General features: G+C 65.2%; 12 protein-coding genes. 9 read left to right on the top strand and 3 right to left on the bottom strand.

Features of this window, described 5'->3' with window-relative positions:
- Window positions 1-19: 19 nt before the first annotated feature.
- The 6 genes from FB389_RS00865 (at window position 20) to FB389_RS00890 (ending at window position 7,280) form a co-directional block, all read left to right on the top strand.
- A complete protein-coding gene (locus FB389_RS00865) occupies window positions 20-1,111 on the top strand; it encodes a copper transporter (RefSeq protein ID WP_170207810.1) in 1,092 nt (363 codons plus the stop codon).
- A complete protein-coding gene (locus FB389_RS00870; RefSeq protein ID WP_142110948.1) occupies window positions 1,108-1,965 on the top strand; it encodes a hypothetical protein in 858 nt (285 codons plus the stop codon). The genes FB389_RS00865 and FB389_RS00870 overlap by 4 nt, the downstream gene beginning before the upstream one ends.
- A gap of 22 nt (window positions 1,966-1,987) precedes the next feature.
- A complete protein-coding gene (gene murJ / locus FB389_RS00875; protein WP_170207811.1) occupies window positions 1,988-3,610 on the top strand; it encodes a murein biosynthesis integral membrane protein MurJ in 1,623 nt (540 codons plus the stop codon).
- Window positions 3,607-4,779, top strand: a complete 1,173-nt coding sequence (locus FB389_RS00880; RefSeq protein ID WP_142110950.1) for a glycosyltransferase family 4 protein — start codon at window positions 3,607-3,609, stop codon at window positions 4,777-4,779. Before murJ ends, FB389_RS00880 begins: the two co-directional genes overlap by 4 nt.
- A 135-nt stretch (window positions 4,780-4,914) precedes the next feature.
- On the top strand, window positions 4,915-6,609 hold the full coding sequence (locus tag FB389_RS00885; RefSeq protein ID WP_281282041.1) for a CTP synthase: 1,695 nt from the start codon (window positions 4,915-4,917) through the stop codon (window positions 6,607-6,609).
- Complete coding sequence (locus tag FB389_RS00890; RefSeq protein WP_246043452.1) at window positions 6,606-7,280, top strand: NUDIX domain-containing protein; 675 nt, start codon at window positions 6,606-6,608, stop codon at window positions 7,278-7,280. Before FB389_RS00885 ends, FB389_RS00890 begins: the two co-directional genes overlap by 4 nt.
- Before the next feature lie 58 nt (window positions 7,281-7,338).
- Here FB389_RS00890 and FB389_RS00895 read toward each other — a convergent pair whose 3' ends face one another.
- Complete coding sequence (locus tag FB389_RS00895; protein ID WP_170207812.1) at window positions 7,339-8,277, bottom strand: COX15/CtaA family protein; 939 nt, start codon at window positions 8,275-8,277, stop codon at window positions 7,339-7,341.
- Window positions 8,278-8,625: 348 nt separating this feature from the next.
- On the opposite strand from FB389_RS00895, the gene FB389_RS00900 reads away from it, so the two are divergent.
- From FB389_RS00900 to pflA, 3 genes are all read left to right on the top strand, one after another.
- Window positions 8,626-10,734 carry a pyruvate formate lyase family protein gene (locus FB389_RS00900; RefSeq protein ID WP_142110952.1) on the top strand — a complete coding sequence of 703 codons (2,109 nt, stop codon included), beginning with the start codon at window positions 8,626-8,628 and terminating at the stop codon, window positions 10,732-10,734.
- The gene (gene grcA2, locus FB389_RS10805; protein WP_281282010.1) at window positions 10,731-10,991 is read left to right on the top strand and encodes an autonomous glycyl radical cofactor GrcA2; all 261 of its coding nucleotides are present in this window, start codon (window positions 10,731-10,733) and stop codon (window positions 10,989-10,991) included. The genes FB389_RS00900 and grcA2 overlap by 4 nt, the downstream gene beginning before the upstream one ends.
- A gap of 246 nt (window positions 10,992-11,237) precedes the next feature.
- Entirely contained in the window at window positions 11,238-12,041 is an 804-nt protein-coding gene (gene pflA / locus FB389_RS00910) for a pyruvate formate-lyase-activating protein (RefSeq protein WP_246043631.1), read from the top strand.
- Between the two features lie 69 nt (window positions 12,042-12,110).
- Here pflA and FB389_RS00915 read toward each other — a convergent pair whose 3' ends face one another.
- Together FB389_RS00915 and FB389_RS00920 are read right to left on the bottom strand one after the other, a co-directional pair.
- On the bottom strand, window positions 12,111-13,316 hold the full coding sequence (locus FB389_RS00915; protein WP_142110953.1) for an HRDC domain-containing protein: 1,206 nt from the start codon (window positions 13,314-13,316) through the stop codon (window positions 12,111-12,113).
- A complete protein-coding gene (locus FB389_RS00920; protein WP_246043453.1) occupies window positions 13,313-13,915 on the bottom strand; it encodes a DUF3000 domain-containing protein in 603 nt (200 codons plus the stop codon). The genes FB389_RS00915 and FB389_RS00920 overlap by 4 nt, the downstream gene beginning before the upstream one ends.
- Window positions 13,916-13,968 lie beyond the last annotated feature (53 nt).

Here is a 13,968-nt window from a genome sequence, read left to right on the forward strand (position 1 = left end):
ACACAATGGGAGAATCACCGTGATCGACTTCCGATACCACCTGGTATCACTAATCGCAGTCTTCTTGGCGCTCGCCACCGGCGTCATCTTGGGCGCGGGACCGCTCAAAGAAGCCATCGGCGACCAACTGAGCGGGCAGGTATCCCAATTGCGAACCGACAAGCAGCAGATGCGCGAGGAATTGGACGAGGCCAACGCCGACGTCGCTGGCGCATCCGCGTACCTGCTCGGCGTCCAGGACACGCTGCTCGCAGGCCAGCTCAACGGCCGACGGGTCGCGATTGTGAGCGTGGGGCAGCTTCCCACCGACCAGCGCGATGCGCTCACCGCCTCGGTGACGGCGGCCGGCGGGACAGTGGATGCGGCGGTCGTCCTCAAGGACGGTTGGTTCTCATCGCAACTTGCCGACGCGCGGGACTCCTATGCGGAAAACCTCGAGGGCTACTTGGCGGGATCGACGGGAGGCGGCTACGACGAGATTCTTGCGCGTTCGCTCGTGGTTGCATTCTCCTCGGCCGCGGACCAGGTCGGAAGCGGGTTCGCGCCACAGGCCACCCTCGTGCGCGACATACTCGTATCGGGTGAACTGATCGAGGTCACCCAGGCGCCCACACGACCGGTTGACGATTACATTCTTGTGCAGGCTGAACCCGACTCGGCAACGGCGGAAAACGACTCCGACGCCACCAAGGAGATCCAGGCGCAAAACGGTGTCCTGGCTACCACGGCGCGGGCCATATCGCTCAGCGCGGAGGCCGCGGTGGTCGTCGGAGAGCACGCTTCGGCGCTCAGCGTCGTGGCAACCATTCGCGCGGACGAATCGACGGCTAAGACCGTCTCCACGGTGGTGGGGGGAGGCTCGGCACTAGGAAATATACTTACCGTGCAGGCGCTGTCGGCGGCCGTGGCGGGCGACGTGGGACATTACGCGACCAACTCGACCGACCAGGGTCCCGCCGCGGACAAGCTTGCGGAACCATCGCGGGCGTGGATGAGTCAAATAGTTCAGGCGCAGTCGTCGTCTTCCACCGGGGCAAGCGCGCAAAACTCCGCGTGGAATGAGCACGCCGCTCAACGCGTGGCCAACGCCGGTGCGGGTTTCGCCGCGTGAGCAAGGGCCGAACGCTAGCGGCCGCTCTCGGCGCCGCAGCCACGGGCGCTGCATGCGCATGGGGAACCCGGGCGATCATCGCACAAAGAGCGCGGACGAGCGCTCCGCTTGCCCGCGCCCTGCGCAGGGAGAACTATCGCGGAGAGCAGGTGACGCTGGCCGAAGGGCCGGCGCTCGCCGTTGCCCTCACCGCCGCACAGGCCGTCAACGCGCGCATGCGGCGCGACCCCGGCGCGGCCGCATGCGCCCCGGTCGTGGCCGCCGCCGGCCTGCTCGGGGCCCTCGACGACTTCGCCGACCCGGATCCGAAACGGGCCCGCGGCCTTCGCGGACACCTGCGCGCGCTGCGCGCGGGCACCGTCACCACGGGCGCCGTGAAGCTCGTCGGGATAGCGCTCGCCGCGGGGGGCGGGGCGCTCGTTCTGGAAAAATCACGATCGCAGGCGAACCCGGCCGCCCGTTGTGTCCGCGTCGCCACCGACACGGCACTGATCGCCGCGACCACGAACCTAGTCAATCTCTTCGACTTGCGTCCCGGACGCGCTGTGAAGGCAGCCTCACTTTTGGTGGCGCCGCTGGGCGCACAGTCGCTGGTGGTGTTGGGACCGATCGCCGCTGTCGCGGTCGACGATGTGCGGGGGCGGTCGATGGCGGGCGATGCGGGGGCGAACGCCCTGGGAGCATCGGTCGCAATGACCTGGGCGCGGCACCTGCCCACCGGCGTCAAGGTTGCCCTCACCATCGTCGTGGTCGGTCTCAACCTCGCCAGTGAAAGGGTCTCGTTCAGCGCCGTGATCGATGCCAACCCGGTACTGGCGTGGATCGACGCCCTGGGCCGCGCGAGCGCACGCTAGCAATTCGACAGGACAAGTCATTGTGAGGAAACGGCCACTGGTTGCGTCCATCGCGGGCGGCGCGCTGACGATGACGCTCGCGACGCTGGTCGTTAGGATCCTGGGGCTTATCCGCTGGGGTACGCAGGCAGGGCAAGTCGGCTCCGTGGGCGTGGCCGAGGCTTACGCGGCAGCCAACCTGGTCCCCAACGTACTCTTCGAGGTCGTAGCTGGTGGGGCGCTCGCGGGCGCGTTGGTGCCGCTGCTCACCGCGCATATCGTCGCTGGGGCGATGCGCAAATTCGATGCGACGATCAGCGCGATTCTCACCTGGACCGTGTGCCTGCTCGCGGCGCTCGGTGTCCTCTTGGCGGTCGGCGCACCGTGGATCGTGCAGCTCATACCGCGGGTTAGCGACCCGGACCTCTACGCGCTCACGGTGCTGTTCTTGCGGGTGTTCTCGGTGCAATTGCCCCTGTATGGGGTTTCCATCGTGCTCACCGGCGCGTTGCAGGCGAAGAAGCTCTTTGCCTGGCCCGCCATGGCTCCCGGGCTGTCCTCGTTGGTGGTGATCGCCACCTATGTCCTGTTTGGGCACATGGCCGGCGGCACCCAGGGGAACGTCGGTGTGGTTCCGCACGCGGCTGTGCAGGTATTGGCGTGGGGGACCACCGCTGGGGTGGCCGCGCTGAGCCTGCCGCTGCTCATTCCTGTGCGCGCAGCCGGGATATCGTTGCGCCCGCGGTGGCGGCTGAGCGCCACCGATCGGCGCCGGTTGGCGAAGTTCGCCGCTGCGGGGCTGGCCGGACTTCTATTCCAACAGTGCGCGGTGGTCGTGACGATGGTCGTGCTCAACGCCGCGGGGATTGCCGGCGCGTACCCGACCTGGCAGTACGCACAGGCGGTGATCATGGTCGTCTACGGGGTCCTGATCGTCCCCGTTGCCACCGCTGCCTTCCCCGCGCTTTCCCGCTCTTGGGCGGGGAAAGATCGCGACGAGTTCGCCCTTGCCGGCGCGGCGGGCCTGCGCATGATCGCTGCGATCGCCGTCGTGGGCGCGACGACCATGGTCGCCGCCGCCGAACCCGTGCAGGCCTTCTTCGGATTCACCCGCGGGGGAGTTGCCGGGATGTCGCAAGCCGTGGCCTGGTCGGGGATCAGCCTGGTTCCTTTGGCCCTCAACTTCTATCTTGGCCGGGTGTTACTGGCCGCGCATCGGACACGTGCCAGCGGCATCGGCACCGCATCCGGGTGGGCGGCGGCGGGATGCTTGGTGGTCGTTGCCGGCGTCGTGGGCGGAGCCGAGGGAGCGTCGGCGGGTGGCGCCGCGGACGTCTTGACTCGGGTGGCCATGGCAACCGCCGCCGGCCAGGTCGTGGGTGCCATTGTTCTAGGCGGCATGGTCCGCCGCTTGCTTGGCTCGCCCATGTTCGCGGGTTCGTGGCGTGGGATACTTACCGTAGTCGCGGTCACCGGGACCCTCGCGGCGCTGGCGCGGTTGTGTGGCCCGTCGGCCGCCTCATTGTCGATTACTTCGGGGCTGATGTGGTCCGCGCTGTACGCGTCGGTCATCGGCGTCGCGGCGGCTGCGGTGATCGCCCTTTGGTGCCGAGACGACGTGAAAGTGCTTCTCCGAAGCGAACCGGAAGGACACGATGGCCCATGAACAAGCGGGTGCTTTTCGTCGCGGCAGTGGCTAGCGGCGGGGTCGTCGATCAAGTTATCGCCGCCGTGCGTGCGGTAAGCGAGGCCGGGTCGCGCGCCGCCGTGTGGGCACCGCAGAGCACGCTCGACAAGCTCGCTGGTTTGCCTGCCGATGTGGACACGCGCGTCCTTGACATCGGCGAACGCCCGGCGCTTTCGGATCGCCGCGCGCGCGAATCGCTGCGCACTGCGTTCGAGTCGTTCGATGTCATCCACGCGCACGGCGCGCGAGCCGGGGCGCTCAGTGCGCTGGCCCGACCGCGCGGCGCCCGGCCGCGTGCGCGGTTGGTCGTGACGCTACACAATCGGCCCGTGGGTGGACGCACGGTGCGCGCGATCGGCGCGGCGCTCATCGGTGTGTGCGCGGCGCGCTGCGATGCCGTGCTGTGCGTGAGCCCGGACCTAGTTCGCAGCGTGCGGTTGTGGGGAGCGGGGCGCATCGCACTTGCGACATTGAGGGGAAGACGCGACCCGATTTTCGATCTAGCAGTCGTTTGCGCGCCGTCCGATCACACCGCCGCGCCCGCATCGGTCCACGACGCGGAGCGCCGCAGGGACGCGGCACGGTACATCCTGGGAATGCCATTTTCGCGACCGACAATCGTGACGGTCGCCAGGCTGGCGCCGCAAAAGGGGCTCGCGGTGGCGATCGAGGCCGCCGCGCACCTGCGGGCTGCCGGTTGCTTGGGCGAGACCTGGCAGTGGTTGATCGTCGGTGATGGCCCGCTGCTTGACGATTTGCAGGCACGCGCGACCGTAGCGGGCGTAGGCGAGCAGGTGCAGTTCCTGGGGCGGCGGATGGATGTCCCCACCATCATCCATGCCGCCGATCTCGTGGTTGTTCCCTCCGTCTGGGAGGGGCAATCGATCGCGCTCATGGAAGCGATTCAGGCGGCCGCTCCGATCATCGCGACGAAGGCCGGAGGCAACGCGTACACGCTCGGCGGCGCCGGTCGCCTGGTTGTCCCGGGCGACCCTGCGGCCCTGGCCGACATGATTGCCGCCCTGTGGCGCTCACCCGAGACCCGCCGGGAATTGCGCGCACGCGCGATTGCGCGGTCCCGTGGCCTCGCGGGGCCGGCAGATCTGGCCCGTCAACTCGCTTCCGTCTACAGTGGGGGAAAGAACTGAGTCGCGGGGCTGCCGCGCTTAGTTCTCCCGCAACTGATACAGTGGAGTTCCGTGGCTAACGACTCGCAAAGCACTAACAGGTCCACCAAACTCGATGAGGTCTTGGGCCTAGTCCCGGGGCAGACCCAACGGGTTATTTCCTCAGCAAACCGCGGTGATCACATCACTCGCCAGGTTTTCGTCACGGGCGGCGTTGCCTCGTCCCTCGGCAAGGGATTGACTGCCTCCTCGCTCGGCCGCCTGCTTCGGTCGCGTGGCCTGCGCGTGACCATGCAGAAGCTCGACCCCTATCTCAACGTCGATCCCGGGACAATGAACCCGTTCCAGCACGGGGAGGTGTTCGTCACCGACGACGGCGCCGAAACCGACCTGGATATCGGTCACTACGAGCGGTTCTTGAACGTCAACCTCGGCGCTTCGGCCAACGTGACCACCGGGCAGGTCTATTCCAACGTGATCGCCAAGGAACGGCGAGGAGAGTACCTGGGTGACACCGTCCAGGTCATCCCGCACATCACCGATGCGATCAAGGAAAGAATGCGCGCGCAGGCGGGCGGCGACGTTGACGTCATCGTCACCGAGATCGGCGGAACCGTCGGTGACATCGAGTCGCAGCCGTTCCTGGAAGCCGCGCGGCAGGTCCGTCACGAGCTGGGGCGCGAAAACGTGTTCTTCCTGCACGTTTCGCTGGTCCCGTACATCGGCCCCTCGGGAGAATTGAAGACGAAGCCGACCCAGCACTCGGTCGCGGCGCTGAGGTCCATCGGCATCCAGCCGGATGCGATTGTCCTGCGCGCCGACCGGGACGTTCCCGAATCCACGAAGAATAAGATCGCGCTGATGTGCGACGTCGATCAAGAGGCCGTCGTGACGGCCAAGGATGCCCCGAGCATCTACGACATTCCCCGCGTCCTGCACGCGGAGGGCCTCGATGCGTACGTAGTGCGGCGCTTGGATCTGCCCTTCCACGACGTCGATTGGGATGGCTGGCGGCAACTGCTAGAGCGCGTGCATTTCCCCGAACGAACCGTCGAAGTCGCGCTCGTGGGAAAGTACATCGATCTGCCCGATGCATACCTTTCGGTCACCGAGGCGCTGCGGGCAGGCGGATTCGCGCACAACACCAAAGTCAACATTCGGTGGGTGCCGTCGGACGAATGCCAGACCCTTTCCGGCGCACAGGCTACGTTGGGTGGCGTCGATGCGATCTTGATTCCCGGTGGTTTTGGCGTGCGCGGTGTGGACGGCAAGATTGGGGCGGCCCGCTGGGCGCGCGAGAACAACATTCCAACGCTGGGCATCTGCCTGGGTATGCAAGTGATGGTCATGGAATATGCAAGAAACGTTCTCGGGCTAGAGGGGGCCTCGTCCTCTGAATTTGATCCGGATACGAAGTATCCGGTCATTGCCACGATGGAGGAACAACTACAGATCGTTGATGGGGAAGGCGACCTGGGGGGCACCATGCGCCTCGGGGCGTACGACGCGGTGCTGGCGGCGGATTCGGTGGTGGCCAAGACCTACGGATCCACGACGGTTTCCGAGCGCCACCGCCACCGCTACGAAGTGAACAACAACTTCCGCGCCGACCTGACCGCGGCGGGGCTGAGCATTTGTGGGACCTCGCCGGACGGCGATCTCGTGGAGTTTATCGAGCTCCCGCACAGCGTCCACCCCTACTACGTCGCGACCCAGGCGCACCCCGAGTTCAAGTCTCGCCCCACGCATGCGCACCCGTTGTTCGCGGGCCTAATCAAGGCGGCGCTGGATGGTCAGGGGCTGCTGCTTGACGACGATGAGGTCGAGTCGCTGGCGGATGAACAGCTGTGAGCGCAAGCGTTGACTTGGTTGGTGGGGGAACCGCCGATTTAAGGGACGAGGTCCATCACGCACCTGTCTTGGAGCGCGACCTGATTTATCGCGGGCACGTTTGGAACCTGGTGAGCGACGTGATCGATCTGGGTGAGGGCGGGCGCGTGCGCCGCGACGTTGTCGACCACCCGGGCGCCGTGGCGATCGTCGCGTTAGATGAGCAGGACCGGATGCTTGTCATCCAGCAGTATCGGCACCCCGCGCAGCGAAAGCTGTGGGAGATTCCCGCCGGGCTGATGGATCACCCCGGCGAGGATCCGCTCGCCGCCGCCCGCCGCGAGCTCATGGAAGAGGCTGACGTATCCGCCGATATGTGGCATGTCCTAGTCGATATGTACACCTCGCCCGGTGGTTCCACGGAACCGATACGGGTGTTCCTGGCGCGCGGGTTGTCCGAGGTGCCCGTTGCGGACCGATACCAGCGCGGCGAAGAGGAATTGGGGATGGCGCGCGGCTGGGTCGGCCTTGCTGACGCGGCCGCCGCTATCTTGCGCGGGGACATACACAATCCATCGATCACTGTGGGCGTGCTGGCGGCCGTCGCGTCGCGCGCTGGCGGTTGGGCGTCGCTGCGCCCCGCCGACGCGCCCTGGCCGGAGCAGATTCGCACGCGGTTGGTCGCCGGCTGACCGCTCGGCTGATTGGTCGGTTGCTCGCCTGCCGCGCGATTGGCCGACGGCCTGCCGACTACGCGCGAGTTCGGGTCGCGGTCACCGCGAAGATGGCGGCCGCCGTCAGCAGGGCGGCCAGCGCCATGTGGACGGCGACCAGCCCCCAGGGTAGTCCCGTGAAATACTGGGTGTAGCCGACGGCTCCCTCGACCAGGACAATTACCCAGATCGCCGCCACCGATTTCCGCAGTGGCCCGTGTGGAGCGGCCGGGCCGCGCAACAACCGGATGCTCAGCATCGCCAGCGCAATAATAAGGATCCAGACAGTCCCGGCGTGGGCGCGAGCCATCGCTGCCGGGTCCAGCGCGAACCGATACGCCACCTCGTCGTCGCCCGAGTGCGGGCCCGAACCGGTGACAATGACGCCCAGGCACACGACCACGCCCAGCCAGGTGGCCACGGCTCGGGTGATTCGGGCGGTGACGATGTCCACGGTCGCCACCGGCCTGCCATCACCCTCGTTGTGGCGCGCAACCAGGTACGCCGAGAAGGCGACAAGGGCGATCGAGATGAACATGTGGAATCCCACGATCGCCGGGTTGAGGTGGGCGAGCACCGTGATGCCGCCGATGATGGCCTGCGCCAGCACACCAATGAGGGGAACCAGGCCGAGCATTCGGTACGCGCGGGTGCGCGTCGAATCGGTCCACACCGCCAGCAGGACGGCGAGGGCGATCGCGACAAGAACCCCTGAGATCGTTCGGTTCCCGAATTCAACGAACGGGTGATAGGTCGTGGCCTGGTGCGCAACTGGCGTGAATTGCCCGGGTTCGCACATCGGCCAGGTGGAGCATCCCAGTCCGGAACCAGTCAGGCGGACGAGGCCACCGGTGACGATGATGAGCATTTGCCCCATGAGGTTCGCCCACACGAATACCCGGCCGTGGCGTTGAAACCAGCGCACGGGGGAGGGGTGAACAGGGCGCTCATTCGGGGCAGCTATCTTGGCAGTCACGCCTCTCATGGTATCGGCATGACCTGCGTTGTCCGGCCGCAGTTCGCCCCCAACCGGGGCATAAGGGACATTCGGTGCTGCCCGGAGTGCTGGCGGTTCGAGGGCTCACGCGCGCAAAGCGTGCGCACGGCCGGCGGTCCGACTGGGACCAACGGCCTAATTTTGCGCCTTACCCCTAGCAAACTGTTGGAAATTCAAGCATGATTGAAGAGGGACCCGCGGAAATGTGACCCATATCGCATTGCCATTACGTCCTATTCGGGCCATTGGTCCCACGGTGAATGTCGCCGGTGGACGGTAGCGTTGCTACCAGATCACATCCGATCTACCGAACCCAAGGAGAGGGTCATGACCATTACGTCAGTACCGTCCGAGCAAGGCTCCGCTACGAGCGATGCCTGGCGCGGCTTTGTAGGTGGCATCTGGCAGGAGACTGTCGATGTGCGGGACTTTATCCAACTGAACTACACGCCGTACACGGGGGACGCTTCGTTCCTTGCGGGTGCTACAGCAAAGACCCTCGCGGTGTGGGACTACCTCGAGAAGAACTACCTGTCGGTGGAGCGCGAGCGTCGTGTTTACGACGTGGACACGCACATCCCGGCGGATATCGACGCATTCCCCGCTGGTTACATCAGCAAAGACGATGACGTTATCGTGGGTCTGCAAACCGATGTGCCGCTGAAGCGCGCGATGATGCCGAACGGCGGCTGGCGCATGGTCGAGACCGCCATCAAGGAGGCCGGTAAGGAGCCCGACCCCGAGGTCAAGAAGATCTTCACGCAGTACCGGAAGACTCACAACGACGCGGTCTTCGATATCTACACCCCCCGTATCCGCGCCGCTCGGTCGTCGCACATCATCACGGGTCTGCCGGACGCGTACGGCCGCGGTCGAATCATCGGTGACTACCGCCGCGTCGCGCTGTACGGCATCGACTTCCTCATCGCCGAAAAGCTCAAGGACAAGGACAAGGTTGCCGACCAGCCGTTCAGCGAGCACTGGGCACGGTACCGCGAAGAGCACTCGGAGCAGATCAAGGCGCTGAAGAAGCTCAAGCACCTCGGCGAGCAGTACGGATTTGATCTTTCCCGCCCCGCCTCCACGTTCAAGGAAGCGGTCCAGTGGACCTACTTCGGATACCTGGCCTCGGTCAAGAGCCAAGACGGTGCCGCCATGAGCATCGGCCGACTGTCTGCGTTCTTCGACATCTACTCGGAGCGTGACTTCAAGGAAGGCACCCTCACCGAGGAAGAAGCACAAGAGATCATCGACGCGCTGGTGCTGAAGCTTCGCATCGTTCGCTTCCTGCGGACCATCGACTACGACCAGATCTTCTCTGGCGACCCCTACTGGGCGACCTGGTCGGACGCCGGTTTCGGCGAGGATGGCCGTCCGCTCGTGACGAAGACCTCGTTCCGACTCCTCCAGACGCTCCGCAACCTGGGTCCGGCCCCCGAACCGAACATCACGATTTTCTGGGACCCCAACCTTCCCGAGGGCTACAAGGACTTCTGCGCGGCCATCTCGATCGAGACGTCGGCTCTCCAGTACGAGTCTGACCCGCAGATCCGCGAGCACTGGGGCGATGACGCGGCTATCGCTTGCTGCGTTTCCCCGATGCGAGTCGGAAAGCAGATGCAGTTCTTCGGGGCGCGCGTCAACTCCGCGAAGGCGTTGCTCTACGCGATCAACGGCGGCCGCGACGAGATGAGCGGCAAGCAGATCGTGACTGGCTTCGAGCCGGTCAAGGGCGATGGGCCGCTCGACTTTGATGATGTTTGGCAAAAGTACGAGGACATGCTCGACTGGGTCGTTGGCACCTACGTTGAGGCACTCAACATCATTCACTACTGCCACGACAAGTACGCCTACGAGTCCGTCGAGATGGCGTTGCACGACGACGAAATCGTTCGCACGATGGGTTGCGGCATCGCGGGACTCTCGATTGTCGCCGACTCGCTGTCTGCCATCAAGTACGCCAAGGTCACGCCCGTGCGCGACGAGACCGGTCTTGTCGTTGACTACATCACGGAGGGTGACTTCCCCGTGTATGGAAACGACGATGACCGCGCCGATGAGATCGCGGCCACCGTGGTCCACACCGTGATGGCGAAGATTCGCGCCATCAAGCTGTACCGCGACGCGGTACCGACGCAGTCGGTGCTGACGATCACGTCAAATGTCGTCTACGGCAAGGCCACGGGCGCGTTCCCGTCCGGTCACGAAAAGGGCACGCCCTTCTCCCCGGGTGCCAACCCCGAGAACGGCATGGACACGCACGGCATGGTCGCGTCGATGCTGTCGGTCGGCAAGCTCGACTACAACGACGCACTGGACGGCATTTCGCTGACCAACACGATCACCCCGACCGGACTGGGTCGGGACAAGGGCGAACAGGTCGCAAACCTGGTCGGAATTTTGGACGCTGGCTTCACCGGCACCGAGGAGGCATGAGAACAATGGCAACAAAGACCTATGCAGAGCGTGTGGCCGACATGAAGGCGAAGAAGGAGCAGGACGGCGGAGGCCAGGGCCTATACCACGCCAACATCAACGTGCTCAACAAGGAAACCCTTGAGGACGCAATCGAGCACCCCGAGAAGTACCCGAACCTGACGGTGCGCGTCTCGGGTTACGCGGTGAACTTCGTCAAGCTCACTAAAGAGCAGCAACTGGACGTTCTCTCGCGGACGTTCCACCACTCCGCGTGAGCCGCATAGACTCATAGCAGGAACCTGCGATGGCCGCTAGCGCGCTTACAGGGCGCTAGCGGCCATCGTGCTACGCAAGGAACACATGAGGGCGGCTTGTGCCCACGGGAAAGGTGACGACTGATGGCATACGACATGCAGGGCGCTTCGGACGGAAGCTCGATCTACCTCGGAATGCCATTCGACCTGGACCCGGACGCACCCGAACGGCGCGATCAGGACTTTGAGGCGCCGCAACGCCGGACCATGGGCGCCGGGACAACGGGTCTTGCCGTGACCGATGTCGACCACAAGGACCGCCTCAACATGATGCGAACCGGCCAACTCGGGTCGGTGCACTCCTGGGAGCTAGTTACAGCCGTGGACGGCCCGGGCACTCGCATGACGGTCTTCATGGCAGGATGCCCGCTGCGCTGCCTGTATTGCCACAATCCGGATACCTTCAAGATGAAGGACGGCGAACCCGTTACGGCCGACACTCTCATCAAGAAGCTCAAGCGATACCGCCCGGTTTTCAAGGCCACCGGGGGCGGGGTGACGCTTTCTGGCGGCGAGGTGTTGATGCAACCCCGGTTCGCCGCCACCATCCTCAAGGGCGCGCACGATCTGGGCATCCACACATGCATCGACACCTCCGGTTACCTGGGCGCGAACTGCACCGACGAGATGCTGCAGAACATTGACCTGGTCCTGCTGGACGTGAAATCGGGCATCCCCGAGACCTATAAGGCAACCACCGGCCGGGAATTGCAGCCAACGATCGATTTTGGGGACCGGCTCGCGGCCGCGGGCATCGAGGTGTGGGCGCGGTTTGTGCTGGTCCCCGGCCTGACGGATGCCTACGACAACGTCGAAGCGGTTGCCGACATCATCGCGCGGTGGCCAGATAACGTGTCCCGCGTCGAGGTACTTCCCTTCCACCAAATGGGGCGCGACAAGTGGGAATCTCTCGGATACAAGTACCAGCTTGAGGACACCGAACCCCCCGAGCCGGAACTCGTGGAGCGAGTACGCGACCAGTTCCGGGCGCGCGGCTTCTACGTGAAATAGGCGCCAGGTGAGGCGACTACCGGGTTCGGTTCCGGCGATAGCAACGGCTCGCGCGAAGATCTAATTGGGCTAGAGGTTTTTCGCGATGATCGGGCCAGCCTGCTCGATCTGCCAGGGACGCGCCCCGCGCGCAGCCAGGAACTCGGGAACGAGGTCGGCTCCAATCGATTCGTCCCAGCACAGCCTTCTAAGCGTATCCGGCTGCAAGAGGTTCTCTACCGGCAGGTTCAGTTCCTCGGCGCGAGCAATCACGGCCGGTCGGACGGATTCCCAACGCTCGGCCGCATGCGGGGCGCGTTCGGCCCAGGTGCGCGGTGGCGGCGGAGCATCCGAAGCGGGGCCGCGGCTCGATGGCAGGGCATCTTCTGGCAGGGCCAGCGCGCGCCCAATCACTTCAAGCCACAATGGAGCCCGCGTGCGGGCCGCCTTCGTCGTGAACTCCCGGATGCGCAGCAGGTCCGGCACCGTTCGAGGTTGCTTGATGGCGGCGGCGACGATTGCGCGATCGGGCAGAATCCTCCCGGCGGCGACGTCTTGCCTGCGCGCGATTGAGTCTCGCGCCTCCCACAGTTCCCGTGCGACGCCGAGCGCTCGTCGGCCCTTGACATCGGTGATGCGCGAGGTTCGCCGCCACGGCTCGGGGCGCTGTTCGTGGGGTGGGGCCGCCAACTCGTGCGCAAATTCCTGATACGCCCACTCCAGCTTGCCCGCCGCGGCGAGCCGCTTTGCAAGTTCGTCACGCAACTCGATGAGGACCTCGACATCGAGCGCTGCATACACCAGCCAAGAATCCGGCAGCGGGCGGGTGGACCAGTCTGCCGCCGAGTGTTCTTTGGCAAGCGAGAGCCCGAGCAGATCGGCAACGACCGCGGCGAGGCCTACCCGCGGCATTCCCAAGAGGCGGGCGGCGAGCTCCGTATCGAAAATGCGGCGGGGCTCGATTCCCTGTTCGCGCAGCGGCCACAGGTCCTGTGTAGCTGCGTGGAAAACCCATTCGGCGTCGCCTGCGGCGTCGGTGAAGGAGTGCAAATCCGGGAGAGCGATCGGATCGAGCAAGACGGTGCCGGCTCCCGCTCTGCGCATCTGGACCAGGTAGTTATGCTGGCCGTAGCGGTAGCCGGAGGCCCGCTCAGCGTCGATCGCGATCGGGCCGGTGCCTGCGGCAAAGTCGGCTACCGCACCGCGCAACTGATGGGGGAGAGTAAGGACCGGCGGTACGCCGTCGGCGGGCGCGGTCAGCGGTGTAAGGCGCGGTTCGGCGGCGGTTTCGCTCATGACTTCACCACCGAGATCCGTTCCCGGCCGGGTTCCAATCCGGCACACATACACAATAATTCCGTCCAGGCCGTCAGGTGGGAACTGAAGTCATCGCCCTGCGGCGTCCACGACGCCCGCAGTTCAACCTCCACGGATTCGTGGGGGTCGTCAAGCACCCCGAAGCTGTGGGAGAGCGCGCGGGTCACCGTGCCTGCCCGCATGTGGTTCTCCGCCCCGCACATTTCCAGGGCATCATCGAGCCAATCCCACATGACCTGCGGGAGCAACGGATCCGCCGCCAGCTCCGGGTCCATGGTGGAACGGGCGAGCACCACAATCCGGAAGGACCCTCCCCACGACCCGTTGCCGTCGGGGTCGTGAAGCAGTACAAATCTGCCATCGCCGTGGTGTCTGTCTGCTGGACGCCCCGGACCGTGCACAACCCCGTCTGGCAGAATGTCTTGGACATCGCCGCTCAGCGCGACGGCAAACGGGGCAATGAGTTGCGGAGCACGGATCTCGGCTAGCTCTATCTCAGGCCGCGCCGCTGCCCCACGCAATGAATGCAGAGCCGCCATGAACTCTGCAGGCGTTTCGCGTGGCTGTGGTTCCCTCACTTTCTCAGCATAGGGTGTGCGGTCGCGTGGGTTGCGTAGGCGCGCGGATGCGA

Source organism: Rarobacter incanus (genome assembly GCF_006715765.1).
In the GTDB taxonomy this organism is placed as follows: Bacteria; Actinomycetota; Actinomycetes; order Actinomycetales; family Cellulomonadaceae; genus Rarobacter; species Rarobacter incanus.

Bases quoted from the DNA above. Each gene is read 5' to 3' on its own strand.
- FB389_RS00900 (WP_142110952.1), top strand. From the start codon at position 8,626: ATGACCATTACGTCAGTACCGTCCGAGCAAGGCTCCGCTACGAGCGAT.
- pflA (WP_246043631.1), top strand. From the start codon at position 11,238: ATGGGCGCCGGGACAACGGGTCTTGCCGTGACCGATGTCGACCACAAG.
- grcA2 (WP_281282010.1), top strand. From the start codon at position 10,731: ATGAGAACAATGGCAACAAAGACCTATGCAGAGCGTGTGGCCGACATG.
- FB389_RS00880 (WP_142110950.1), top strand. From the start codon at position 3,607: ATGAACAAGCGGGTGCTTTTCGTCGCGGCAGTGGCTAGCGGCGGGGTC.
- FB389_RS00915 (WP_142110953.1), bottom strand. From the start codon at position 13,316: ATGAGCGAAACCGCCGCCGAACCGCGCCTTACACCGCTGACCGCGCCC.